The organism is Streptomyces sp. NPDC102437, from assembly GCF_044765565.1.
Taxonomy (GTDB): domain Bacteria; phylum Actinomycetota; class Actinomycetes; order Streptomycetales; family Streptomycetaceae; genus Streptomyces.
The window spans coordinates 24707-50480 of sequence record NZ_JBIWKI010000004.1; the positions used below are offsets into that span (position 1 = coordinate 24707).

Below are 25774 nucleotides of genomic sequence, written 5' to 3' on the forward strand. Positions count from 1 at the left end.
GCAGGGATGTGTTCACACCCGAGCGCCTTCCGAGCCTGCTACGAACCTCGGACCCCGCGCCGGCCCTCTTCCAAGTGATCACCTGGACTGGATAGAAGAGATCGCACTGCCGCCGGACAGGACACGGGACTTCATCCACGCCATCGCACGCCGTCTCCGAGGAGGTCACAGATGCCGGACGTCAACTGGGAAGGCGCGTATTGCGGGGACGGAAACTCCTGCCACCGGGTAGGGACCGACGAAGCAGGCAAGAGCTACATCTCCGTCAGCGGCGTGGAGGAACACTTCCTCACCGACAGCCGCGAAGCGCTTCAACAGATGATCCGCGACAACAAGGCCGGCAAGGCCGACCACCTGCTGTAGCCGGAGGACGACAGGCGCCCGGCACCGCGATGCGCTCGCCGTGCCGGGCCTCGATCAAGCGTCGGCGCGTTGAAGACGCGTAGTGTCCCAGAGGAGGCCACGCCGGCCGTCCGCCGTCTGCGCGATCAGGGCCCGCCCGCGCTGGCCCACCGCGAGATACCAAGCCCCTGGCAACAGCTCGGCCTCCACTCGCGGGGACAGGTCCTCCGCGACAAGCTGACGGGGCTCAGGCACGGCGAACCAGAATGCCGAGAACCCGCTTTCCGGCTGCCTCACCTCCTGCCTGTCCCCGGACGAACTGTTCGTCGCCGAAGCGCCGCGCCGATCCTCTTTGGCACGTGAGGACGGAACACTCGGTGCGCGGTCGGAGCCGTCGCCCACGCGTTGAACACGCTTCGTGTCCCACAAGAGCCCACGTCGACCATCGTCCAGCTGCGCGATCAGCGCCTGCCCGCGGTGACCCACCGCGAGGTACGGCGTGCCTGGCAGCAGATCGGTCACCACCCGGGGGGACAGGTCCTCGGCCACGAGCTGACGGGGCTCGGGCACAGTGAACCAGTAGGTGGAACCCTCACCGTCCGGTTGCCTTACGCGCGTGGCCCGGAGAGGGATCTGCCGCTCTGCCACCGCCCCCATCACCAGGTCCGCATCGTGGTCAGGACGCATCCTGTGTCTTCCGGCAATCGGATTGAGCCGAGACCGGAGCGCGGCAACGACGAGCGGAACCTCCGCAGCCGGTCGACCACTGCCCGCCGCCTTCAAGACCTCGTCCGCGTCACTGTCACGTCCGGCTGAGCGGAGAGCCGTCACGAGTGCCGCGAGGCTTGCGGGAGACTGGTAGCGTCCGGCGTATCGGAGCAAGTCCGTCGCCAGCGGCGGACGTTCACCTTTCCGAAGCCCTTGGGCCGTCTCGATCACGTCCATCGCCGAGAGCATCTTCGCTGCTTGGACAAGGGACCGATGCGCCGTGTCCCTGTGTCCCGAGTTCCACAGATCGAGCAGCGCGGGAACCAGCCTGGCCACTGGCAGGCCCTGAATCAGCACCGGCGGATCAGGGGTAGCAGCGGCAGGTTCTGCGGCGGACATCGTGCCGGGACCGGCCGGGGGCGGCACGGTGGTCTCGGCCGCCACAGCCTCCGTCACAACAGCCTCGACGCGGCGGCCTGTCGGAAGGGGGTCGGGCGCGGCAGGGCGAGGCATCCCTGCCCGACCCGCTGCCACGGGGCCCGTGCGCGTCGTCATCTGATCGAAGGGCGTCGGCGAAGGCGGCGTTCGCGTACCGAGAACCTCCTGGGAGCCGGTCACCGGACCATTGACGATCGCGGAAAGTGTCTCCGCCGCCTCTTCAACGGTTGCCCGCCCATCAGGTTCCTTGACGAGCAGACGCAGGAGAAGGGGTGCGAGATCACCTGCCCAGCGCATCTGCTCGGGCTCCCTGCCACAGATCGCCGCAATCAACGTGGCGTACGTGTCCCCTCGGAACGGCGGCCGCCCTTCGACCAGCTCGTACAACGTCGCGCCGAGCGACCAGAGATCGGAGGCCGCGTCGCCACGGGCGCTCTGAAGCTGTTCCGGGGAGGCGTACTGCAGGGTCACGGGAGCACCCCCGTCCCTGGTCATGGTTGTCGCGTCAGAGATGAGCGCGATCCCGAAGTCCGCGATGAACACCCTTTGGCCGGAGAGCAGGATGTTGGCCGGCTTCAGGTCGCGGTGTACAACGTTGTGCCGATGCGCCTCTGCCAGGGAATCCAGAACGGCCAACCCGATCTCCGCCACCCGGCGCACCGGCAGCCGGCCCTCGTCGTCGAGCAGCTCCCTGAGCGACGGCCCCTCCACGTGCTCCATGACGATCGCGGGCGGGTCGATCCGCGAAAGGATGTCGAACACGGTGACGATGCCGGGATGCCGGCTGAGCCGGGCCAGCGCCTTGGCCTCCCGCCGAAAGCGCTCCACCTGACAGCTTCGCTCCTCCTCGCCGTCGGCGAACCCGTAAAGGATCTCCTTGAGGGCGACCTCCCGGTCGAGTTCCTCGTCGTGAGCGAGCCAGACGCGGCCCATGCCGCCCTTTCCGATGGACCTGATCAGTCGGAATCGGCCATCGATCAGCTCACCCTGCTGCCCCATGGCCCTTACTTTAATGGCGCGTCACACGCGCTGTGAGTGATCGTCAGGAGAACGCTCTGCATAGCCGAAAGGCCCGTGCACCGCGATGCGATCGCGGCACACGGGCCCTTGCTGTGGCGCGGTTCCTCAGGAAGACGTGCCGCGCGGGAAGGAGACCTCCACGCGTCGGTTCTTCTTCCGGCCCTCTTCCGTGCTGTTGTCGGCGATGGGGTACTGCTCGCCGTAGCCACGGATCTCGAAGGTGACGGTCGATCCGAGGTCCTTCACCAGCACCGACTGCACGGCGTTGGCGCGCTGCTTGGACAGCACATCGCCGTGGGCCGACGAGCCGAGATTGTCGGTGAAGCCGAAGACGCGCACCTTGGTGGCGTTCTGCTTCTTGATCTCGGCGGCGATGGCCGCGATACGGGAGTTGGCCGCGGAGCTCAGCTTGGCACTGTCCTTGCCGAAGAGAACCTCGGCCTGGAGCGCGAACTTGATGTTCGCGTTGCTGTCCTCGCGACGCTCTTCGCCTCCCATGTCCTCGATCACCTGGACGATGTCGAGCACCTTGGCCGGCGCGAGCGTGCCGCCCTCTGGCATCTTCAGGTCGGGGTCCTTGGGGTCGAGCTCGACCGGGGGCACCGACGTCGCCTCAGTGCCCGGGGGCACACTCGGGCCGTCATCGGCGACCGCCGAGGTCGCCCCGAACAAGGTGATGCTCGCGACGACCACAGCCGCCGCAACAGAGAGGCCAGCAGCGCCGAACGGCTTCGGCCGGATCCGGTTGTAGGTCATACCGGCCGTCACCCCGAGATCTTCAGGGATGTCGTGGCGAACGTCGGCAGGGTGAAGTCGACCTCCGTCGTCGTGCTCGGAGGTGCCGGGAACTGCATGAAGATCGGGGTCGACGCCGACGGCGCCAACGGGGAGATGCCGGTGGTGCACAAGCAACGGTTCTCCGTGTCCCGGAGAACGTAGTAGCGCTTCTTACTGGCCTTGTCCACCAGCGTGGCACCAGCGACAGAGTTCGGGTTTGCGTTGACAATATTGGTTTCCGCACCCTCCCAACCGCTGGAGTTCCGCGTCCGGTCGCTCACGTTCTTGAGCTCACCCTGAACCGTGACGAACCCTCCGGAATCACGCTTCACCTGATTGATCACGAGGGTCAGTCCGTCTCCCCTGAGCTCGGCGAGCTTCACATTCGGGTCCACGTTGTCCCCGGCAGCAGTGTTCTCCTGCTCCGCCCCCTTGTCCCCTTCGGAGGACTTCGAGGGCGCAGAGGATGGCGACGAACCTGCATCATTCGTCTTCTCGCCACCACCGTCAGTGCCGCAGCCCGTGACGGCCAGAGCCAGGGCCGCTGCCAGGGAGACAGCGGCCACTGCCCTTCGGGACTTGGTGGAGCACCGAATGCTCATGGATTCTGATTCCTTTACTCGTCGTTCGCCGTCATTTGTCGACCAGGTGCACGTCGTAGAGAATCTTGCTCACCTTGGACCAGGGCGGTGGACTGGCTGGCTCGATTTCGAGCATCTCGCCACCCCTGCATGAGAAGAAGTACATGTCCTGGACGCCGTCGTCGTTGAAGTCCACGGACTCCCAGTCGGGACAGCGGAACTCGATGACGGCTGTGGCCTCGGTCTCCGGGAACGTCTTCTCCGTGTCCGGGACCACCGGTGAGTCCACCGCGTCACGGCCCTCGACCTCAACCCTGATCCGGTCCCGAAGGCCGCCAGGCAGCGGTTGACAGGTCGTGACGTGTGCCCGGTTCGCCGAGGCCAGTCCGTAGGCCGCAGGACAGCCGAGAACAGGGTGAGCGTTCAGAAACGGATCCAGCATCTTCCCGGGCAGCGAGGCGTAGAACGGTGCCCCGAACTGCTCACGAGTCTGCTGGGCGGCAGCCAGGGCCGCGGCATCCGCAGCCCCCTGGGCTCCGTTGCGCAAGGCTGCGGCCTTGCCGACGGCAAAGAATGCGAACGCGAGGAAGAGCAGGCCCGCCACCATCACTACGTAGATGGGGAAGGCCTGCCCTGCATCGGTGCGGAGGCGATGGCGCATTACTGGGTCTTGATGCTGCTCACAAGGCCCTTGATCTTGTCGCTGATCGCGCCGCCGATACCCGTGGCCACGATCGCACCGATGATCGCCACGACCACCAGGATGATGCCCAGGTACTCGAACGCCGTCTGGCCGCGGTCCATGTTCTCGTAACGCTTTTGGATGCGGCTCACCGCGGTGTTGGCCCAGCCGTTGATGCGAACGGCAGTCTTCAGGGTGATGTCCGTCATGGTGTTCCCCTCCGGGTTCGGCCGACCGATAGTCGGCCGACTCGCAAGTTTCCTTGGCGTCCCCCGCGGTACCGGCTTCCTCCTGGCCGGTACCGCCGGCGACGTGAGAAACATACGGCGACACGCCCTGCTCACCGGAGGGTCCCAGGGCCCATTCTCGGGCCCAATCCGTCAGTTGGGTCTGCGGTGCCGGTGCGTGCAGGGCCCCACGCCCCGCACGCACGCCCGTGGCCCTGCTCCCCCGCTCAGCCACGGTGACCACCGGCCCCGCGCACTCCTGGCCCCGCCACGGGGGCCGTACCGAGCCAGCGGGCGATGGCCTCGCTGCGGCTGGCGCTGTGCAGCTTGGTGAAGATGCGGTTGATGTGGTTCTTGACCGTCTTCTCACTGATGAAGCAGGTGGCGGCGATCTGCTGGTTGCTCATGCCGGACGCGATCAGCTCCATGACCTCCACCTCCCGTGAACTCAGCCCGTACTGCTGCCTGTTGAGCGCCGCGCGTGGTTCCCCGTCCTTGGTAGACTGTGCCATACCTGGTTGCAGATGCGAAAGACCCTGAGGTGTCCGGACCGGTCGCGCCGCAGGTGGAGACAGTTCGGGCTTGGGCGTATGTGCAGGCGCACCGTGTTGCTGAACGGAACTCGGGGCGTGGCCGTCGTAGCCGGGCCCCTGGTACGGAACGCCCGTGGTCAGGGCCGCCCCGAGCCCCTCGGGAAGCGGTCGTCCCTGTGGGCCCGGACCCTGGCGCATGTGAGCGAGGAGTGCGTTCGCCGCGGTGGCCGTGAAGTGGGCGCGACCGTGCTTCGTGTCGCGTACGGCCTGCACCAGCTGGTCGGCCGTGAATTCGCCATGGACCAGGTAGCCGCTCGCGCCCAGCCTCAGTGCCTCGTGGACGATTTCGTTCTCTCGGCTGTAGGTCAGCATCATCACGGGTGCGATCTGTACCAGGTGCGGCAACGCGGAGATGCCGTCGACACCGGGCATCCGGACATCGAGCAGGACCACGTCCGGGCGGTGCCGGGCAGCCATGTCGTAGGCCTGGCGTCCATCCGCGGCCTCCGCGACGACTTCGATGTCGTCGCGGCCGGAGAGCAGGACGCCGAGGCCGGCCCGGACCACGGGGTTGTCGTCGGCGACGACGACTCTCAGAGCGTTGGTAGCGGCCATGGGCACCGCCGCGGGAAAGGGGGACATGGGCTCGGATGCCGCGGGCTGCTGGGAGACGGGGAATGCGTTGGAGCTGGGCTCCGAGTTGAGCGGGGTGACGTGCGAGGACGTGTGCTGGGACGCGTGCTGTGCGGCCCAATTCTGGCCCGACGCGCGGGAGACGTCGTCCGGCATCTGCGACCTCCTCTCAAGGGTCTACGGGGGGGTGAGGGTGGAAACGGAGCGGTTCAGTCGGGCTGATCGGTGCCGGGAGCGGCCAGCAGTGCTGCGATCGGAAGCTCCAGACGGACCTCGGTGCCCTTGGCCGCCTGCCCCTTTCCGATTCGGATGCGGGCGCCGATGGATGCGGCGCGCTCGACCATGCCCACCAGGCCGAAGTGGCCGGCGTGGCGGAGGTCGTCCAGTGTGATTCCGGTGGGCAGGCCGCGTCCGTCGTCGTACACGCTGACGCGAAGGACATCGCCCTTCACACCTGCGAGTACGACGAGGTAGGTGGGTTGTGCGTGGCGGTGCGCGTTCTCCATCGCCTCGGAGGCGATGGTGAGCAGCTGACGCCCGACAACCTGGGGGACGTGCGGTATCGGTGCGTCGTCGAGTAGCCGGAATGTGGCGGTGAGTCCGTGCCGCCGGGTGAAGTCATCAGCTCGGGCGCGCAGTTCGCGTACGACATCCACGCCCCCGTCGAGTCCGGACTCGCGGCGCAGGTCGGAGAGGAGCTCGCGGGACTCGGCGGCGGCCCGGCGGGCGGCGCGGGCGACCAGTTCTGCCTGGTGCCTGACGGTGAGCGGGTCCATGCGGTCGGTGGAACAGGCCAGGCTGTCGGCGGCGAGCGCCAGGCCGTGCAGGGTCTTGGCTACCGAGTCGTGCATCTCCCTGGCGAGCCGCGTGCGTTCGCCCTCCACGGCTTCGTTGACAGCGAGGCGGGCCCTGGTCTCCGTGAGGGCCTGGCTGGCCGTCCCGAAGCGGAGGAGCAGATTGCGCAGGGTGACGCCGACGGCGCCCGCGATCATGCAGAAACCAGGGAGCAGGAGCGCCGTGGCATCGGCGGGCTGCAGTTTGGGGTCGGTTCCGTACACCCCGAGGACGATGACGATCTGGAGTGCGGCGAAGACCGCCGCACCGCGCCAGCCGTAGACGAGACCGGCCAGCAACGGGGTGCAGGCGGTGACGTACGCCAGGGTGGACTCAGGGCTTGCGGTGATCAGCAACAGGGCGCCGAAGAAGGCGTCTATGCCGAGCAGCCAGGGGTGGCGCAGGAGAACGGGGCCGAAGCGTTCCCAGTCGCGGAACAGGACGTACGAGCCCATGAAGGTGACGAGGATGGCCGAGCCGATCAGCCAAGAGGCCGGGCCCGCAGCGGTATGACTGATCGCGAACGGTGTGGCTATGGCGATCATTGCGAGCCGGAAGCCGAAGACCTGTCGGCACATTGCCTGAAGGGCGTTGAGCTGGATCGCGAACGCCGGGCGCGATCCGGGATCGGCGATCGCCCGGCGCACCTCCGCGTTCAGTCCGGTCTGGATGCCGCCGAGTTGGAAAGACATGAGCCTGTCACCTCCTTCTTCCCGTCCTGCCCGCCGTCCGCGTCGTTCACGTCATCAGCCCGTGAGGAAGCTGAAGTCGACGTTGGCCCCGTAGACGAAGCCGACGGTCAGCAGCACCAGGGTTCCGGGGAGAAGGAATGTGGTGACGGCAAAGGTCGCCTTGGGGACCGCCCTGGCCGCCTTCCTACGAGCGTTCTGAGCATCCGTGCGCCGCATGTCGTTGGCGATCTGGATCAGCGTCTCGACGATCGGTGCGCCGAGCTCCTCACCCTGTTGCAGCGTGGTCACGAACATCGCCACCTGCTCCGAGTCATTGCGCTTGCGCAGCTGCTCGAATGCCTCGCGGCGGCTGACGCCCATGTCCATCTGGCGCAGTGTGATGCGGAGTTCGTCGGCCCAGGGGCCCTCGTACTTCTCGGCGACGCGCCCCAGCGCCTGGCGGAAGCCGAGGCCCGCCGACACGACGACGGCGAGCACGTCGAGGAAGTCCGGGAGTGTCCGGTCGATGTGGTCACGGCGGACGCGGACAGCCGACCAGAGGCCGACCTCCACCCAGAAAATGCCGAAGGCGATCAGCACCAGGGAGAGAAAGAGCTGCCCGCGTATGATCATCGTGAACGCACCGAGGCCGCCGAGGGCGCCGTAGACGGCGCGGCGGGCAGCGTAGCGGTCGAGGGTCAGACCGCCCGGGTTACCAGCCATGTCGATCTGGCGGCGCTTCTTGTTGACGGCCTTCGGGCCCATCATCCGCAGGACCGCGGGCGCCCACCTCATGCCCAGCCGGTCGATGCCGGAGCCGACCGCGCTGGTGCGGGTCGAGCCGACCTCCAGTGCGATGGCCAGGTCACCGGGGAGCTTCGCGTCGGCCCGGTACATGCGGATGCCGGCGATGATGCCGTACACGGCCAGAGCCATGCCGCCCGCGAGCAACAGGTCCATGTGCGCCCCGCCCATCAGACGTCGATCCGGGACAGACGGCGGATCACGATGAATCCGATCGCGTAGAGGGTGATGGCGATGACCACCGCGACCTGGCCGATGAAGGCACCGGTCATGCGGTCGAGGGCGCCTGGCATGACGGCGTTCATCAGGAGCATGGCGCCCAGGCCGAAGATGGGAACGGCGTAGGCGGTGACGGTGACCTGTGAGAGTTGGGTCTTGACCTCACGTCGGGTCTCCTTGCGCTCCTCCAGCGTCTCGGTGAGGTTGCGCAGGGAGCTGACGACCGTGCCGCCGGCCCGGTTGGACAGGACGAGGGTGGTGACGAGGACGACGAGTTCGCGGGAGGGAAGCCGGTCGGTCAGCTCGCTCAGCGCGTCGTCGAGCGGTTCACCGACAGCGAGGCGTCGGGAGACCCTGGACAGTTCCTCGCCCGCCGGGTCCTCCATCTCGTCCGCCGCCATGCTGATGGAGGTACGCAGCGCGAGGCCGGCCTGGGTGGCGTTGGCGAGGATGCGGGCGAGCTCGGGAAGCTGGTTGATGAAGCGTTCGGTGCGTTTGGTCCGCTCCCAGTTCAGGAAGGCGTTGGTTCCCCAGAGGCCGATCAGGGCGGCGACCGGGCCGAAGAAGCTCGCGAGCATCGACGAGGCGATCATCCAGAGCCCGGCCATCGCGGCGAGCGCGCAGACGAAGAACTCACCCGGGGTGATGTCGAGGCCGGTGGCGGCCAGCTTGAGTTCGAGCTTCCGGCCGAGGCCGGTCTTGCGCAACCTGACATCGAGGCCGCGGAACCGTCGGTGCCGCCCGGTCTCAGGAATCTGACCGGTGTACGACAGACGGTCCACCATGGCTTCCCGGTCGGCCTTGCCGCCGGAGTAGGCGTGCAGGCCCATGACGCCCGTGACGCCGGCGAGCAGCGTCACGCCAATGGTGAGAAGAGGAAGATTCGTCATGACACGTACCTAGTTGGCCTCTCGGGTGGCGAGCTGTTCGGCGGATTCGGCGACCCCGAAGGCCTGCGGGACGGGCTGGCTGGCCATGAAGAGGCGATCGGCGATCTTGCGTGGGATCGGGAGGTAGTTGAACTCGCCGTTGATCCGCCCCTCGGCGTCCATCGGCTGGGCGTCGAACTTCGCTACGGTCACGATGCGGTAGGGGTCGCGCCCGTGCGAGTCCAGGACGGCGATCTCGGTGATCTTTCGGGAACCGTCGGCGTGCCTGGTGAGCTGGACGATGACATCGACGGCGCTGTTGATCTGGTCGTGCAGCGCCTCGAACGGGATCTTGATCTCGGACATCGAGGCCAGGGTCTGCAGACGCATGAGCGCGTCCTCGGCGTTGTTGGCGTGAACGGTGGCGAGCGAGCCGTCGTGACCGGTCGACATCGCCTGGAGCATGTCGAGCGATTCGCCGCCACGGACCTCACCGACGACGATGCGGTCGGGTCGCATACGCAGGGAGTTGCGGACCAGGTCACGGATGGTGATCTGGCCCTTCCCCTCGACGTTCGCCGGCCGGGACTCCAGCCGGATGACGTGGCTCTGCTGGAGCTGGAGCTCGGCGGAGTCCTCGATGGTGACGATGCGCTCCCTGTCGGGGATCAGACCGGAGAGCGCGTTGAGGAGCGTCGTCTTCCCGGTACCGGTGGCGCCGGAGACGATCACGTTGAGCTTGGCCTGGACAAGGCCGGACAGCAGAATCAGCATCTGGTCGTCGAGCGAGCCGACATTGATCATTTCCTGGAGCGTGAAGGCCCTCGGGAACCGTCGGATGGTGAGCGTGGCACCGGTCAGCGACAGCGGCGGGATGATCACGTTGACACGCTCACCACTGGGTAGACGCGCGTCGACCATGGGGTTCTGCTCGTCCACACGACGGTTGACCGTCGACACGATGCGCTCGATGGTCTGCATCAGCTGTTCGTGCGAGCTGAAGCGCATCGGCAGCTTCTCGACCTTGCCACTGCGCTCGACGAAGATCTGGTCCGGTCCGTTCACCATGATTTCGGTGATCGACGCGTCTTCGAGGAGCGGCTCCAGGATGCCGAGCCCGAGGGCCTCGTCGACGACCCGGCGGATCAGCTGGGTGCGCTCGACCGTGGAGAGCACTGGGCCCTCACGGCTGATGATGTGGCTGAGTACGCGCTCCAGCCTCGCTCGCCGGTCTGCGGCGGCGAGCGAGGACATTTCCGCCAGGTCGATCTCTTCGAGCAGCTTGGCCCGGTAGGTGGCCACCATGTGGCTGTCCTCCCGCGCCCCGCCGTTCTTCTCGGGGGCAGTCATGCGTGCCCGCAGACTCATTGCGTAACTCCTCGCTCAGACTTGCTTGTGGTACTCCGGTTGTGCGATGCGGCCCCGATCACCCGCGAGGCATGGTGGAACTGCGCTTGGCCCAACCCCAGTCGTCGATACCTGGAACGACGGAGGGGATCCTCACGCGGGTGGTGTACGTCACGTTGCCAGACCCGCCGTGGCGCCTGAACTTCGAGTTCTTGTGGCTGCCGAGCCAGTCGCTCATTGCTTCTCGGCCCGCCCGCTCGGAATCCCCGCGCGGCACGTCCTGGGAGGCGGCGCGCGCCGCCGTGCGGGCGCCGGTGCCCGCCTGGTTGGCGGCGTACGCAGCGACCCCCAGCTGGATCGCGAAGAGACCCACCAGCAGCATCAGCGGGATGAAGCCCATGTACTCGATGGCGACCTGGCCTCGGTCCCGGCGGGTTTCAGCAGCCCTCCGGCCCGGTGTGTGTACGCGCATGCTCATCGCTCGGCCTCCAGCGGCGACGCGGCGTTGCCCTCGATGGTCATCGGCAGGTTGAAGACTCCGGGCACCAGGACCGGCACCCGCAGCTTCACCGTGGCCTTGTACAACCCGGACGAGTCATCACACTGCGTCCGCTTCATTGCCTCCCGCCACACCTTCGGCAGGTTCTTCTCGGCCGCGTCCCGGCAGGCACGGCCTCGCGAGCCCTCCGAGATGGCCCCCGTGTGCGCGGCCTCGTCCGCCGAGTTACCCGCCAGGGAGAACGTGTAGCCGATCAGCGCGCACTGCCAGAGCGCGACGCACAACAGGATGATCAGCGGCGTGACGCCCAGGAACTCGATCGCGGTCTGGCCCCGGTCACGCCCCCGGCCGACGAGGTGGACGCGCATCCCACCCCGCGCCGGGCCGCCATCACCGCAACGCCTTCCCCGTATCTCCGTGTCTCTCGTCTCGGTAAGTGCCATTGGTCAACTTGCCCCCTAGGTCGTCTTCCGGTTCCGGGAGTCGCCGTCACGGTCGCGCCGGCGACCGATCGAGCCTCGGTCGTTCTTGAACTTCGCGATGCTCTTCGCGCCGCTCTTTTCCGCCTTCTCAGGAACCTTGACGATGCCGAGCTCGCCCGCAAGGGCCCAGAGGGCCTGTTTGACCGTGCTCTTGGAGTCGAGTTCGTGCAGTCTGCCCGAGTCGACGACGGCCTGGAGCTCCTTGAAGTTCGCGGGAACGGCGGTGTTGGCCGTCGTGGTTCCGGTGATCTTCTCGATCAGCTGCGGCTGGATCTCGGTGTTGCGGATGAACCGGTTGACGACGGTGACCGTCTCCTCGGCCTTGCGAATCTGGAGCCGTTCCCACATCCGTACGACCCGCTTCGCACCGCGCACCGCGATCACGTCGGGCGTGGTGACCAGCAGCGCCGTGTCGGCCATCTCGATGGCCGCCGCGCTGGCCCCCTGGAGCTGACTGCCGCAGTCGATCACCACGACCTCGTGGCGCGAGCGCAGGGCACTGACGATCTGCCGGGCCGAGCGGTCACTGACCTCCTCGGCGCTCTCCCCCTCGTTGGGTGCCAGCAGCAGCGCCAGGCCGGTGCCGTGGCTGAACACGGCGTCGGACAGGACGCGTGGCGATATGTCGGTGATCGTCGACAGGTCGACGATGGAACGCCGGAACTGCACATCGAGGTACGAGCCGATGTCGCCGGTCTGGAGGTCCAGGTCGACCAGGGCCACGTTGCGCCCGGACGCCTGCGCCGCCAGGGCGATCTGCACGGCGGTGACAGTGGCGCCCACGCCGCCCTTGGCGCCGCTGACGGTGATGACCGTACCGCCGGGACCGGTGAAGACATCGGTCCCGGTGGTCAGGTGGCGGCGGACTCCGACGGACCATTGGGCCGCGGATTGAACCCTGTTGGCCAATTCTTCGTAGCTGAGGGGGAGGGTGACGACACCACGCGCACCCGACTCCATCGCGGACGAGAACAGACCGGGGGTGACATCGGCGGTGATCAGCACGACCCCGATGGCGGGGAAGCGCAGGGAGACCTCCCGGATCAGTTCCAGTGCCGGCACCGGACCGATCCGCTCGTGGACCAGCACGACCTCGGGCAGATCGTCGAGCGACTCGCCCGCGAGGCGGGCGAGGGTGTCGATGAGCTGGGTCGAATCGCTGACCGGAGCGGCCGGCTCCGCCTCGGGGAGCTGGCTGAGCAGGGTGGTGACGGATCTGGCCGCGTCGACGTCACCGACGGCCGGGAGGATCCTCGTGGTCATTCGATCCTCACTTGTCCTTGTCGAGCGTGTAGGTGCGGTCGCCCGGACGGATGGTGCTGTCGCTGCCGGAGGCGAGGAGCGCGAGGCGTACGTGCTCCGCGAAGGACTCGGCGTAGGCGATGCGCTGGGTGTCGAGCGTGTTGAGCGCGAAGGTGATCGGGACGGCCTCGGTGCCCATGTTGGACTTGCCGTCGTTGCTGGGCTCCAGGGCGGTCAGCTTGCCGACGTCCAGGACCTTGGCGTTGGAGACGATGACCTTGGACTGGGATGCCTGGCCATCGTTCTCACCGGCGAAGGTGGCGTAGATATTGACTGTGGCACCGGGAGTGATCTTGCCCGCGACGCCAGTCGCCGCGTCGATCATGATGGCGATCTCCTGCTCCCCGGGCTGCAGCTCGGGACGGCGCTGCATCATGTCGGACTGGAGCAGCGAGCCCTTGCGCAGCTGGGTGACGGCGATCTTGCCGTTGACCTCGGAGAGGTCCGTCACCGCGTTGGAGGAGAGCCAGCGCTTGGGCATCGAGATCTTCTCGAACTGTCCGGAGGACAGGGCGGTATAGGGGGCTACATCGGACTTCAGCTGGTAGGCCGAGACCTCCGGCCCGACCTTGGAATTGACGTCACTGATCACCGAGAGCACGCCGGCGAAGGCGCCGAAGGCGCACAGAACCGACAAAAGCAGGAGTATCACGCCGCGGCGCTGACGGGAGTTCATGGGCCGGACAACCTCGTTCGATTCGGATGCGTGGGGCAGCGGACGGAAGGGCGTCTACGGAGGAAAGCGGAAGCGCTGGGACTGCGGTGGTGCCAGGACTGCGGTCGTTCTAGGACTGCGGTGGTGCGAGCGCTCCATGGCTGAGGACACCGGCTGGGTGCTTACGGTTCTCCGCTGCGGGTAGCGGGGAGGAGCAGAACCCGCAGCGGTCACCGATGAGTTCCATTCCGCACCAGTGGCAGCTCTCCCGGCGCACCGAGGCCACCAGCTGGTACAGGACTGAGATATCTGGCAGATAGGCGGCGAATTCCACCAGTTTCCCGGTTCCCCACCATGCGGCGGAACCGGACGGGAGTGCGGCCTCGTGAATGGACTGGACCTTCCACGCGGGCGCGAGGGTCTCCTTCACCCACTCGGACTGGGACTGCCCCTTGGCGGTCATCAGATGAGTGGCGAATTCGGGGCCGGTCGGGAGTTCCGCCTTCGGACCGACCTTGACGAGCTGCGGTTCGGGTCCCGCGACCACGGCGAACTGCGAGCCGGGCACCCAGGACTTGGCATGGGTCCTGAGGTCGACCGGGACCCGGTCGAACCTGGTGACGGAGTGGAGCAGAGCACCCGCGTGGATGTAGTGCGCCAGCAGCCGGGCGGCGGAGGCTACCACTCCGGGGCTGAAGTCACAGATGGACAACTGGCGCAGCTGCCTTACGAGTACGGCCACACCGAGCGGCGGCAGGTCCGTCTTCACCAGAGCGATGCGATCGCTCTCCAGGACCGAGCGGACGGAGTAGAGCCGACGCTCGTGGGCGGGCGAGATGCCGGTCGGATAGACGGCGACGACGTACCCGTGCTGTTCGAGCAGCACGTGCATGTCACCGATGGCCATCTCCAGAGCCTGGGCATCCGGAGCCTGCAACAGGGCGGCTGTCGGTGTCTGCTGATCGGTCGGAGGTAGTACCAAGTCAGCACTGGTCACTGCTATTGCGGTCGGCACGCTGTTCCCCGTTTCGGCTCCGGCCGGACGCCGGTCATGACGTCGGCCGCAATCGCTCCTGTTCCGCGGTTCTGCCTCAGCACTTTATCCACGTCTTACCTGGCAGAGAACACTTTTCGGAGGCCAGTCCGACAACGTGTGCGAGGCGCCCTCGTAACGCCCCGGTGCTAAATCGGACCAAATCGAAAATCGTCAACTTCTGTACAACTGCGGAGGGTTACCGATGCAACTTCCGGTTACCCCGGCCCCGAATTCATCGCCGCACGTCAGCACAGATGCGGAACCTGCCGCACCCGCCCCCGCGAAGGCCGGACGGTCACTGTCCGAGCACTTGCGGCACTTCACCCGCACGGGGTGCGAAACGGTCCGGCGAGGTCAACAAAACGTCAATTCACAGGGTGGCCGAGGCTGGTTCGGGGCCCAAGCGGAGGCACTTGCGAGCCCTTGGCGGACCGGTTCGGCAGCGGCTGGGCGGACCGGGTAGCCGCAGGTCCCGTCGCCAGAGGTCTTGACAACTCGATTGGTCTGGACCAGCTTTGTCGGCCAGCGGTGGCCACCGTTCCTCAACTCCGCATCCCTTCTTCTGCCCGTCACCCGCCGGACGGTCCGAGTACCGCCGGTCCACCCCGCCGGCGCCTCGCCGAGCACCCCGGCAGGCATCCCCGAATCCCCCACGGAGGCTGCAAGTGGAACCTTCCCCCGCCAACGGCCACAGAATCCGCAGACGCTACAGCCGTCCCTTCGTCGGCGCCGCCGCGGCCGTCCTCGCGGCCGGCGCGCTGACCGCCACGGGCCTCGCCGGAAACGCCCAGGCCGCCGATATCAACGTCGCCAAGAACGCGGGCTTCGAATCCGGTCTCGCCAACTGGACCTGTTCCGGCGGCAGTGGCACCACCGTCTCCTCCCCCGTGCACGGTGGCACCGCGGCCCTCAGGGCCACCCCGGCCGGCCAGGACGCCGCGCGGTGCACCCAGACCGTGGCCGTGAAGCCCGACTCGACGTACACGCTCAGCTCCTGGGTGCAGGGCGGGTACGCGTACCTCGGCGCGAGCGGCACCGGGACCACCGATGTGTCGACCTGGTCCCCCGGCTCCGGCGACTGGACGCAGCTCACCACCAGCTTCAAGACCGGTCCCGGCACCACCTCGGTCCAGGTCTACACGCACGGCTGGTACGGGCAGGCCGCCTATCTGGTGGACGACGTGTCGGTCAACGGCCCCGACGGCGGGGGCGGCACCGACCCGGAGCCGACCATCCCGTCCGCCCCGGCCGGCCTGGCGGTCGGCACGGCGACCTCCTCCTCCGTGGCCCTGTCCTGGAACGCGGTCTCCGGCGCGACCGGCTACACCGTCTACCGGGACGGCGCGAAGGCCACCACGACCACCGGTAACTCGGCGACGGTCACGGGGCTGGCCGTCGACACCGCGTACCAGTTCGCGGTGACCGCCACCAACGCGGCCGGTGAGTCCGTCAAGTCCGCGACGGTCAGCGGCCGTACGGCCAAGGAGGGCGGCAACCCCGACCCCGGCAGCTCCGTGCCCAAGCACGCGGTGACCGGCTACTGGCAGAACTTCAACAACGGCGCGACCGTCCAGAAGCTCAGCGACGTGCCCGCGAACTACGACATCATCGCGGTCTCCTTCGCCGACGCCACGAGCACGCCGGGCGCAGTCACCTTCAACCTGGACACGGCGGGCCTGAACGGCTACACCGTCGACCAGTTCAAGGCCGACATCAAGGCGAAGCAGGCGGCCGGGAAGAACATCATCATCTCGGTCGGCGGCGAGAAGGGCTCCCTCTCGGTCAACAGCGACGCCTCCGCGACCAACTTCGCGAACTCGGTCTACACACTCATCCAGGAGTACGGCTTCAACGGCGTCGACATCGACCTGGAGAACGGCCTCAACTCCACGTACATGACGAAGGCGCTGCGCTCGCTGTCGCAGAAGGCGGGATCGGGCCTCGTCATCACGATGGCGCCGCAGACCATCGACATGCAGTCCACGTCCGGTGAGTACTTCAAGACGGCGCTCGGCATCAAGGACATCCTGACGGTCGTCAACACGCAGTACTACAACAGCGGTTCGATGCTGGGCTGCGACGGCAAGGTCTACTCGCAGGGTTCGGTGGACTTCCTCACCGCGCTCGCCTGCATCCAGCTGGAGGGCGGCCTCGACCCGTCCCAGGTCGGCCTCGGTGTGCCGGCCTCCACGAGGGGCGCGGGCAGCGGGTACGTGGCACCCTCGGTCGTGAACGCGGCGCTGGACTGCCTGGCCAAGGGCACCGGCTGCGGTTCCTTCAAGCCGTCGAAGACCTACCCGGGGCTGCGCGGGGCGATGACCTGGTCGACCAACTGGGACGCCACGGCGGGCAACGCCTGGTCGAACGCGGTGGGCCCGCACGTGCACGGCCTGCCGTAACCGGTACTCGGTTGTCGGACTGATCGCCGTCGACTGGTAGCCGCACCTCCTGACCAGCAGCGCCGCCGCTCCCCCGGTGGCGCTGCTGCACGTTCCGGGGCCGGGGCCGTTCCCGGGGCCGTCCCGGGCCTGTCCCGGACCGGCAACAGAGTGTCGGGACTTCCCGCATTCGATGGCTGTTCGGACGCGTACATGGCACCGTTGTTGGGCTCGACGGGCTCGACGGTGATGCGACAGGGGGCGGGACATGGCCGGGGCGCGGGTGCAGGCACTGGGCGCGGACGATCCGGCGGCGCTCGGACCGTACCGGCTGATCGGACGGCTGGCGTCCGGCGGCATGGGGCGGATCTATCTGGCCCGCAGCGGTGAGCGCGGCGGCCGGGGGCTCGTCGCGGTGAAGACGCTGCTGGCCGAGGGGAGCGTCAGCGAGGTCGACCGGCGGCGGTTCGCCCGCGAGGTTTCGCTCGCGCAGCGAGTCGACAGCGCGTACACGGCGCGGGTACGGGATGCGGACCCGGACGCCGAGCGGCCATGGATGGCCATCGACTACATCGCCGCACCACCGCTCTCCGAACTCGTCCGCAGCTGCGGGGTGCTGCCCGCGTCGGCGGTGCGGTGGATCGCCGCGGGCACCGCGGAGGCGCTGGTCACCCTGCACGGGGTGGGCATCGTCCACCGTGACGTGAAGCCGCAGAACGTGCTGCTGCCGCTGGAGGGCCCCCGAGTCATCGACTTCGGCATCTCGCACGCCGCCGACCTCACCCGTACCAGCCTGACCCTGGGCACCATCGCCTTCACCTCCCCCGAACAGGCACGCGGCGAGGCATCCACAGCGGCCTCGGACGTGTACTCCCTCGGCGCGACCCTCTTCATGCTCGCCACCGGACGCCCGCCCTACGCCGCCGACGGCGACACCCTCCGACTCCTCGCCCGCGTCCAACGCGGCGAACTCGACCTCGACGGACTGCCCAAGGAACTCGTCCCGACCATCCGCCCCTGCCTCGCCACAGACCCGGCCCGACGCCCCGCACCCGCCGAACTGCTCGCCCGCTTCCGCCGGGACCAGGCCGGAATGCCCACCACGCACAGCGGTACGCGCTGGCTGCCGCCGCGGTGGACGGAACTGATCGGCGCGTACGCGACCCAGGGCCTGGAACTCGCGAACGGCCGCGGCGCGGCCCCGGCGGCGCCGACCGCCGACGGACGTACGAACGTGGTGCCGCCGCCCCGCCCGACGATGGTCTACACGGAGGAGCGCAGGGCCCGCGCCGCCCGCGACCGGGCCCGCCGCGACCGTACCCGGCAGGAGCTGGCGGCCCTCGCGGAACTGGCGGAGCGGCAGCGGGCGGAGCAGGCCGAGCGGGAGCAGGCGGAGCGCGAACAGGCCGAGCGCGCCGAGCAGGAGCGGGCGGAGCGCGAACGCGCGGGAGCCGCCCGGCAGGAAGCCGCCCGTGCCGAGCAGCGGCGGGCCGCGCAGGAGCGGGCCAGGCGGGAGGCGGCGGCACAGGACCGCGCCAGGCGGGAACGGGCCGAAAGGGAGCGCGCGGAGGAGGCCGCCCGTGCCCAACAGGCGATCCGTGCCGCGCGTGCGCGGGCGGCCGCATCCGCCAACGCCTCGCCCGCCGGGGGCACGAAACGGCCGCCGGGCGCCACCTCGGGCAGCTCCTCGAACTGGGGCTGGCTGATCGCCGTCGCCGTCGTCGTCGCCCTGGTGATCTGGCAGCCCTGGGAAACCTCGGGGAAGGCGAGCGGCAGCGGCGGATCCTCCGCCGGCACCACCGCTTCCGGCGCCGTCACATCCGGCAGCAGTCTCGACACCCACTCCGACGACGAGACCACCGGCACCGACGACAACGACAGCAGCGACGACTCCGGGGGTACCTCCGACGATTCCGGCAGCACCGACGACGAGCCGTCACCGACCCCGACACCCACACCGACCCCTACGCCGACCCCCACACCCGACGCCACCGATCTGGCGTTCCGCGCCGTGAACGCCGGTGACTGCCTCAATGTGTACAGCGACGGGCACGGCAAGATGAGCACCACGACCCCGGTCCGGGTCAACTGCCGCTCCTGGAACGCCTATATGCACGTCAACCGCGTCACCTCCCGGTCGGGGGAGTCCAGCTCCTGCGACACGGGGCAGGGCTTCACCTGGTGGCACAAATCCGGTGAGGACGGGATCGAGCGCACGCTCTGCCTCGACCGGGTGTACCAGGTGGGCCAGTGCTTCCCCGCAAACGTGCAGAGTTCCGTCAGCGCCGATCTGACGGTGGTGCTGTCCTGCAACTCGTCGACCGTCCCTCAGGCCGGCCAGTCGATCCTGCGGATAACCGGGTACTACCGGGCGCCCTCGGCCGGCACCAAGTGGACCTGCCCGGCCGGGGGCGGGGAGCGGTTCTGGTACTGGCAGGTGAACAACGGCCGGAGCATCGTCTGCGCCTCGGCGGCCTGACCTCGGCTGCCTGACCGCAGCGGCACAACACCCCCGTGCACCACGTGCGCCTCCCCGTTGTCTGTCCCGGACCGGCCGCGGGCTGTCCGGGACAGGCCGGTCCGTAGCCCCGGACGAGGTCGCGTGCCACCTTGATGGGGGTGCGGTTGTGCGACAGGGGGAATGACATGGCCGGGGCGCGGGTGCAGGCGCTGAGCGGGGACGATCCGACAGTTCTCGGGCGGTACCGGCTGATCAAACGGCTGGCGTCCGGCGGCATGGGGCGGATCTATCTGGCCGTGGGGGACGCCCGGGGCGGCGGCGGGCAGGGCGCCGGAGAGCTCGTCGCGGTGAAGACGCTGCTGGCCGAGGGGAGCGTCAGCGAGGTCGACCGGCGGCGGTTCGCCCGCGAGGTGAAGCTCGCGCAGCGGATCGACAGCGTGCACACGGCGCGGGTACGGGATGCGGACCCGGACGCCGAGCGGCCATGGATGGCCATCGACTACATCGCCGCACCACCGCTCTCCGAACTCGTCCGCAGCTGCGGGGTGCTGCCCGCGTCGGCGGTGCGGTGGATCGCCGCGGGGACCGCGGAGGCGCTGGTCACCCTGCACGGGGTGGGCATCGTCCACCGTGACGTGAAGCCGCAGAACGTGCTGCTGCCGCTGGAGGGCCCCCGAGTCATCGACTTCGGCATCTCGCACGCCGCCGACCTCACCCGTACCAGCCTGACCCTGGGCACCATAGCCTTCACCTCCCCCGAACAGGCACGCGGCGAGGCATCCACAGCGGCCTCGGACGTGTACTCCCTCGGCGCGACCCTCTTCATGCTCGCCACCGGACGCCCGCCCTACGCCGCCGACGGCGACACCCTCCGACTCCTCGCCCGCGTCCAACGCGGCGAACTCGACCTCGACGGACTGCCCAAGGAACTCGTCCCGACCATCCGCCCCTGCCTCGCCACAGACCCGGCCCGACGCCCCGCACCCGCCGAACTCCTCGCCCGCTTCCGCCGAGACCAGGCCGGAATGCCCACCACACAGAGCGGGAGCCGCTGGCTGCCGCCGACCTGGGCGGCGCTGATCGGGGAGTACGCGGCCCAGGGCCGGGAACTCGGCCGCGCGGGCCTGATCGACCCGGACGCCCTGACCATGGACCAGCGCACGGGCAAGGACCAGCGCACGAGCGCGGTCCCGCCGCCGGGGCCGACGCGGATGTACACGGCGGAGCGCGAAGCGCAGCTGCGGGAGCGCAAGCGGGCCGCGCGGGAGCGGGAACGCGCCGCGAAGGAGCACGAGCGCGCGGAGCGCGAGCGGGCGGACAAGCGGGCGGAGCGCGAGCAGCGGGAGAAGGCCGCGCAGCGGGCGCGTGCGCGTGCGCGTGCCTCTTCGGCGAAGCCGAAGCCGAAGTCACACCCCACGCCCGCGCCCACGCCCGTGACACCGGCGAAGAAGTCGTCCCCCTCCGCGGGCTGGCTGCTCGTCCCGGTCATCGTCCTGGTACTCCTGATCTACCGGCCCTGGGAGACGCCGGGCGCGCAGAGCACCGGCGGCACTTCGGCCTCCGGGAGCACCTACGGCACCAACGCGATACGGACTCCGACGCCCACCCCCACCCCGACCGCCGATGCCGTCGACCGGGCCTTCCGGTACGTGACCAGCGGCCAGTGCCTCAACGTCTACGACGACGGGTACGGGAACTGGAGCTCGGCGGTGCCGCAGCCGGTCGCCTGTGACTCCGCCAACGCGTACGTCTATGTCACCCGCGCCTACTCGACCGGCGGCACCCCCGACCCCTGCCCTTCGGAGAACGGCAGTGGCACCTGGTACCACGCCGCGAAGGACGGCATGAACACGACGCTGTGTCTGACCCGTCAGTTCCGCAAGGGCCAGTGCTTCCCCGCCGACCTGGACGGCAACGGCAACGCCCGTCTGCTCGTGGTCTGGAGCTGCAACGCCGACAAGGTGCCCGTCGCGGGCCAGTCGATCGCGCAGATCACCGGCTACTACCGAGCGCCCAAGTCGTACAGCGGCCGCATCTGTCCGGCGAACGCCGGGCAGCGCTACTGGTACTGGAAGGTGGACAAGGGCAAGAGCATCATCTGCGTCAGCCAGGCCTGAGCCACTCCGAGCCGGACCGAGCTGGTCCGAGCCGGACGAAAGAACCTGGATCACCAGGCTCAGCAGCGCCGCCACCGCGAATCCCGCGACCGACAGGACGGTCTCCAGGACCGTCCAGGACTTCAGGGCGCCGCGTTCGGAGATGCCGAAGTACTTCGACACCATCCAGAAACCGTCGTCGTTCACGTGCGAGGCGAAGATCGAGCCGGCCGAGATCGCCATGATGATCAGGGCCAGGTGGGCCTGCGAGAAGCCCTGGCCCTCGACCAGGGGGACGACGATGCCGACGGTGGTGACGATGGCGACGGTCGCCGGGCCCTGGGCGACGCGCAGGACCACGGAGATCAGCCAGGCGAGCAGGATGACCGGCAGGCCTGCCCGGGTGGCTCAGGTGGCCCAGCCTGCTCAGCCGAGGACCGCGAGTGCGTCGATCTCGATCAGGAGGCCCTTGGGGAGGCCGACGTAGACGGTTGTGCGGGCGGCGGGGGCGGCCTTGAGGTTCTGCTCGCCGAAGTAGGCGTTGTAGATCTCGTTCATCTCGGCGAAGTGGTCCACGTCCGTGAGGTAGACGCGCATCATCATCACGTCGTCCCAGCTCGCGCCGCCCTCCTCCAGGATCGCCTTGACGTTGGCGAAGGTCTGGAGGGTCTGCTCGCGCAGCGTCGGGCCGGCGGGGGTCGGGGCCTGACCCTCGGCTGCGGGCAGGAAGCCGACCTGGCCGGCGACCTGGAGGATGTTCCCCTTCTTCACCCCGTGCGAGAACTTCGCGGGGGGCGTGGTGTGGGTGCTCGGGGTGAGGGCGATCTTCTCGGTCATGGCTGTTCAGGCTTTCTTGGGTCGGGTGGTGCCGGAGTACTCCCGGCTGATGGAGTCGGCGGTGCGGCGCACCAGCGGGAGCAGGGTGAGGAGTTCCTCGGCCGTGACGACGACATTGGGCGCGGAGACCGACATCGCGGCGACGACCCGCCCGTCCGCCCCCCGGATGGGGGCGCCGACGCAGTTGATGGACTCCTCGTGGCCGCCGAGGTCGGTGGCCCAGCCCTGTTCGCGGACGACGGTGAGCTCCTTGAGGAAGGCACCGGCGTTCGGGGTGGAACGGGACGTGTACATGGGGTAGTCGAGCTTCTCGGCTACGGCGCGCCGCTCGGGCTCGGCGAGGTCGGCCAGGAGCAGCTTCGCGACGGCGGCGACGGTGATCGCGACGGGCTTGCCGATCCGCGAGTACATCCTGACGGGGTAGCGGCTCTCGACCTTGTCGATGTAGAGGACCTCCTGCTCCTCGTACACCGCGAGATGCACGGTGTGACCGCAGCTCTCGTTGAGTTCGACGAGGTGGGGGTGGGCGATCTCCCGTACGTCGAGGTTCTCGACGGCCTCCTGCGCGAGGGCGAAGAGGCGGGCGCCGAGGCGGTAGCGCTGGTCCTGCTGGCGGTAGACGAGGCCGTGCTCGTGGAGCGTACGGAGCAGGCGCAGCGCCGTGGACTTGTGGACGCCGAGGCGCTCGGCGACCTGGCCGAGGTCGGCGGGTCCCTGGGCGAGCAGCGGCAGGATGCTCAGCGCCCGGTCGACGGTCTGACTCATGTCGTACGTACCTCCTGGTCGTGCCCCGTCCACCCCGGGCCGAGACGAAGTCTCCCCCAGGCCTCGTCGTCCAGTGCGGCAAGGCCGTCGGCGTGCGCGCGGGCCGGCGGGGCGGTGAGGTCGCCGGGGACGGTGAGGACGGCGGCGGCCATGAGGTGGCCGTGCCGGACGCGGTCGCGTACGGGGAGGTCGCGCAGCGTGGCGGAGAGGAACCCGGCGGCGAAGGCGTCGCCCGCGCCGACGGGGGCTACGACGTCCACGCGCAGGGCGGGGACGGTTGTGACACCGCCGGCTTCCGTGACGCCGCCGGTGCCCGAGACATCGCCGGTGCCCGAGAAGACCGTCGCGCCCTCCGCGCCCCGCTTCACGACCAGCGTCGCCGGTTCCGGCAGGGCCGCGCGGATCGCCTCCGCGCCGGTCACGCCCCACGCCTGAGCCGCCTCGTCCTCGCCGACGAAGACCAGGTCGCTACGGCGGGCCAGGTCGAGGAGCACCTCGGGGGACGCGTCGGCGTCGCGCCACAGGCCGGGCCGGTGGTTGACGTCGAAGGAGATCAGCGGGCGGCCGGGGCGGGGCTCGGTCAGGTCGTGGAGCAGGGCCAGGCAGTCGGCGGAGAGCGCCGCGGTGATGCCGGACAGGTGCAGGATCCGGGTCGTGGGCAGTGTCACGTACGGGATGCTGCGGGGCGACATCGCGGAGGCGGCGGAGCCGGCCCGGTAGTAGGCGACCTCGTGCACGTCGGTGGCGCGGTCGGTCGCGGTGCGGAAGTAGATCCCGGTGGGCCGCGAGGGGTCGCGCCGCACACCGGAGGTGTCGACCCCGTAGCCGGCGATCGCCTCGACGAGGTGGTCGCCGAAGCCGTCCGCGCCGACCCGGCTGACCCAGGCCGTCCGGTGCCCGGCGGCGGCCAGCGCGCAGGCGACGTTGGACTCGGCGCCGCCGATGCCACGGCCGAAGGAGGGCACGTCGGCGAGGCGTCCGGGCTGCGACGGCAGGAACGTCACCATGGACTCGCCGAGGCACACGACTTCGGCGGCCGTGGCGGCGTCGGCGGTCCTGGCCGGGGTTCCGGACACTCGGGGCTCCTCGCGGGTTCGGTGATGAGGGTTCGGGGCGCGGCGGGCTTGCATGCCATTGACCCGGCGTCGGCTCGGATGTTAGACAGCGTTAAGCGATCTACGCAATGGGTGTTGCATGTGATGCAACGACGACTTCGATCGAGGAGGCCCCCTTGGGCGCCGACCGTCCTGTGTCCGGACTCGCCGACGAGCTGGTCGACCACCGCTTCAAGGCGCTCCCGCCCGACGCGGAGGGCCTGACCGTCGGCGCCCTCGCCGCCGAGCGGCGCAACCTCTTCACGGGCGGCTTCACCACCCCGGTGCTCGCGCTGTCCGCCGAGTCGGTCGAGCACAACCTCGCCCTCCTGGAGACGTACGCGGAGCGCCACGGGCTCGCCTTCGCCCCGCACGGCAAGACCTCCATGTCCCCGCAGCTCTTCGCCCGCCAGCTGGAGTACGGCGCCTGGGGCATCACCGCCGCCGTGCCGCACCAGGCGCGGGTCTACCGGGCGTACGGGATCCGGCGGATCTTCCTCGCCAACGAGCTCGTCGACGCCTCGGCCCTGCGCTGGCTCGCCGCCGAGCTGGACTCCGACCCGGAGTTCCGTCTCATCTGCTACGTCGACTCGGTGCGCGGCGTGGAGCTGATGGACGAGGCGCTGCGCGTGGCGGGCGCCTCCCGTCCCGTCGACGTCGTGGTGGAGCTGGGCGCCGGCGAGGGCGCGCGCACCGGGGTCCGCACCGAGGCCGAGTGCGCGGCGGTGGCCGACGCGGTGGCGGCGACCGGGACCCTGCGGCTGGTGGGCGTGGCCGGTTACGAGGGCGAGGTGCCGAAGGCGTCCGCCGAGCGGGTACGGGAGTGGCTGGACCGGCTCGTCGCGCTGGCCGTCGACTTCGACCGCGCGGGGCGCTTCGCGTCCGGCGAGGAGATCGTGATCAGCGCGGGCGGCAGCGCCTGGTTCGACGCGGTGGCGGATGTGTTCGCACAGATCCCGGAGCTTTCGGCGCCGGTGCTGAAGCTGCTGCGCTCGGGGGCGTACGTCTCGCACGACGACGGCCACTACCGCCATCTGACCCCGTTCAACCGGGTGCCGGAGGAGGGGGAGCTGCAGCCCGCCTTCCGGCTGTGGGCGCAGGTCGTGTCGCGCCCGTCGGCCAAGCAGGCGTTCCTCAACGCGGGCAAGCGGGACGCGGCGTACGACCTCGATCTGCCCGAGGCGCAGGTCGTGCGGTCCGGCCGGGACGGCGCGGTCCGGTCCGCGACGGGCATCTCGGTCACCGGGCTGTCGGACCAGCACGCATGGGTGCGTACGGAGCCGGGTGCGGAGCTGGAGGTCGGTGACTGGGTGGGGATGGGCCTGTCCCATCCGTGCACCAGCTTCGACAAGTGGCAGTTGATTCCGCTGGTCGCGGCGGACGGGACGGTCACGGATTACATCCGTACGTTCTTCTGATGCGGGCGGGGGTGGGCGGGGGTCTGCCCTGCGGGACTGTTCCCCTGCCCGCCCCTTCCCGTAACC

23 protein-coding genes and 1 pseudogene are annotated in these 25774 nt (G+C 69.1%); 5 read left to right on the forward strand and 19 right to left on the reverse strand.

Going from position 1 to position 25774, the window contains the following annotated elements:
- Positions 1-171: 171 nt before the first annotated feature.
- The gene (locus tag ACIRJP_RS06790) at positions 172-363 is read left to right on the forward strand and encodes a hypothetical protein (RefSeq protein ID WP_404169059.1); all 192 of its coding nucleotides are present in this window, start codon (positions 172-174) and stop codon (positions 361-363) included.
- A gap of 54 nt (positions 364-417) precedes the next feature.
- Here ACIRJP_RS06790 and ACIRJP_RS06795 read toward each other — a convergent pair whose 3' ends face one another.
- The 15 genes from ACIRJP_RS06795 to ACIRJP_RS06865 form a co-directional block, all read right to left on the reverse strand.
- Positions 418-2487, reverse strand: coding sequence for a protein kinase (locus ACIRJP_RS06795; protein WP_404169062.1), 2070 nt, complete (start codon positions 2485-2487; stop codon positions 418-420).
- A gap of 126 nt (positions 2488-2613) precedes the next feature.
- Positions 2614-3264 (reverse strand): OmpA family protein, encoded by a 651-nt coding sequence (locus tag ACIRJP_RS06800; protein WP_404169695.1) that lies wholly within the window; start codon positions 3262-3264, stop codon positions 2614-2616.
- An 8-nt stretch (positions 3265-3272) separates the two neighbouring features.
- The gene (locus ACIRJP_RS06805) at positions 3273-3887 is read right to left on the reverse strand and encodes a hypothetical protein (RefSeq protein WP_404169065.1); all 615 of its coding nucleotides are present in this window, start codon (positions 3885-3887) and stop codon (positions 3273-3275) included.
- A gap of 31 nt (positions 3888-3918) precedes the next feature.
- Positions 3919-4527, reverse strand: coding sequence for a pilus assembly protein TadG-related protein (locus tag ACIRJP_RS06810; RefSeq protein WP_404169068.1), 609 nt, complete (start codon positions 4525-4527; stop codon positions 3919-3921).
- Positions 4527-4757: a hypothetical protein gene (locus ACIRJP_RS06815; RefSeq protein ID WP_266912799.1), complete on the reverse strand. Its 231-nt coding sequence runs from the start codon at positions 4755-4757 to the stop codon at positions 4527-4529. Before ACIRJP_RS06815 ends, ACIRJP_RS06810 begins: the two co-directional genes overlap by 1 nt.
- 245 nt (positions 4758-5002) lie before the next feature.
- Complete coding sequence (locus tag ACIRJP_RS06820) at positions 5003-6097, reverse strand: response regulator (protein ID WP_404169073.1); 1095 nt, start codon at positions 6095-6097, stop codon at positions 5003-5005.
- 53 nt (positions 6098-6150) lie between these two features.
- Positions 6151-7467, reverse strand: a complete 1317-nt coding sequence (locus ACIRJP_RS06825; RefSeq protein WP_404169076.1) for a sensor histidine kinase — start codon at positions 7465-7467, stop codon at positions 6151-6153.
- A 54-nt stretch (positions 7468-7521) separates the two neighbouring features.
- Entirely contained in the window at positions 7522-8406 is an 885-nt protein-coding gene (locus ACIRJP_RS06830; RefSeq protein ID WP_404169079.1) for a DUF5936 domain-containing protein, read from the reverse strand.
- Between the two features lie 14 nt (positions 8407-8420).
- Entirely contained in the window at positions 8421-9359 is a 939-nt protein-coding gene (locus ACIRJP_RS06835; RefSeq protein ID WP_404169082.1) for a type II secretion system F family protein, read from the reverse strand.
- A 9-nt stretch (positions 9360-9368) separates the two neighbouring features.
- Complete coding sequence (locus tag ACIRJP_RS06840; protein WP_404169085.1) at positions 9369-10706, reverse strand: CpaF family protein; 1338 nt, start codon at positions 10704-10706, stop codon at positions 9369-9371.
- A gap of 58 nt (positions 10707-10764) precedes the next feature.
- Complete coding sequence (locus tag ACIRJP_RS06845) at positions 10765-11163, reverse strand: TadE/TadG family type IV pilus assembly protein (protein ID WP_404169088.1); 399 nt, start codon at positions 11161-11163, stop codon at positions 10765-10767.
- On the reverse strand, positions 11160-11552 hold the full coding sequence (locus tag ACIRJP_RS06850; protein WP_404169091.1) for a TadE family protein: 393 nt from the start codon (positions 11550-11552) through the stop codon (positions 11160-11162). Before ACIRJP_RS06850 ends, ACIRJP_RS06845 begins: the two co-directional genes overlap by 4 nt.
- Before the next feature lie 90 nt (positions 11553-11642).
- A complete protein-coding gene (locus tag ACIRJP_RS06855; RefSeq protein WP_404169094.1) occupies positions 11643-12929 on the reverse strand; it encodes a CpaE family protein in 1287 nt (428 codons plus the stop codon).
- 7 nt (positions 12930-12936) lie between these two features.
- Positions 12937-13644, reverse strand: a complete 708-nt coding sequence (gene cpaB / locus ACIRJP_RS06860) for a Flp pilus assembly protein CpaB (RefSeq protein ID WP_383766573.1) — start codon at positions 13642-13644, stop codon at positions 12937-12939.
- A gap of 109 nt (positions 13645-13753) precedes the next feature.
- Complete coding sequence (locus tag ACIRJP_RS06865; protein ID WP_404169097.1) at positions 13754-14620, reverse strand: hypothetical protein; 867 nt, start codon at positions 14618-14620, stop codon at positions 13754-13756.
- Between the two features lie 704 nt (positions 14621-15324).
- Here ACIRJP_RS06865 and ACIRJP_RS06870 point away from each other — a divergent pair.
- From ACIRJP_RS06870 to ACIRJP_RS06880, 3 genes are all read left to right on the forward strand, one after another.
- Positions 15325-17058 carry a chitinase gene (locus ACIRJP_RS06870; RefSeq protein WP_404169100.1) on the forward strand — a complete coding sequence of 578 codons (1734 nt, stop codon included), beginning with the start codon at positions 15325-15327 and terminating at the stop codon, positions 17056-17058.
- A 247-nt stretch (positions 17059-17305) separates the two neighbouring features.
- Positions 17306-19516, forward strand: a complete 2211-nt coding sequence (locus ACIRJP_RS06875; protein WP_404169103.1) for a serine/threonine-protein kinase — start codon at positions 17306-17308, stop codon at positions 19514-19516.
- A 167-nt stretch (positions 19517-19683) separates the two neighbouring features.
- Positions 19684-21615 carry a serine/threonine-protein kinase gene (locus ACIRJP_RS06880; RefSeq protein ID WP_404169106.1) on the forward strand — a complete coding sequence of 644 codons (1932 nt, stop codon included), beginning with the start codon at positions 19684-19686 and terminating at the stop codon, positions 21613-21615.
- A gap of 48 nt (positions 21616-21663) precedes the next feature.
- Here ACIRJP_RS06880 and ACIRJP_RS06885 read toward each other — a convergent pair.
- The 4 genes and pseudogenes from ACIRJP_RS06885 to ACIRJP_RS06900 form a co-directional block, all read right to left on the reverse strand.
- Positions 21664-21990 (reverse strand): annotated as a pseudogene (locus ACIRJP_RS06885) (GntP family permease); the annotation flags it as partial.
- 30 nt (positions 21991-22020) lie between these two features.
- Positions 22021-22431 carry a RidA family protein gene (locus ACIRJP_RS06890; RefSeq protein WP_388659634.1) on the reverse strand — a complete coding sequence of 137 codons (411 nt, stop codon included), beginning with the start codon at positions 22429-22431 and terminating at the stop codon, positions 22021-22023.
- A gap of 6 nt (positions 22432-22437) precedes the next feature.
- Positions 22438-23196, reverse strand: a complete 759-nt coding sequence (locus ACIRJP_RS06895) for an IclR family transcriptional regulator (RefSeq protein ID WP_404169110.1) — start codon at positions 23194-23196, stop codon at positions 22438-22440.
- Positions 23193-24272, reverse strand: a complete 1080-nt coding sequence (locus ACIRJP_RS06900; protein WP_404169113.1) for a sugar kinase — start codon at positions 24270-24272, stop codon at positions 23193-23195. The genes ACIRJP_RS06895 and ACIRJP_RS06900 overlap by 4 nt, the downstream gene beginning before the upstream one ends.
- Positions 24273-24379: 107 nt before the next feature.
- Here ACIRJP_RS06900 and ACIRJP_RS06905 point away from each other — a divergent pair, with 107 nt between their 5' ends.
- Complete coding sequence (locus ACIRJP_RS06905) at positions 24380-25708, forward strand: alanine racemase (RefSeq protein ID WP_404169116.1); 1329 nt, start codon at positions 24380-24382, stop codon at positions 25706-25708.
- Positions 25709-25774 lie beyond the last annotated feature (66 nt).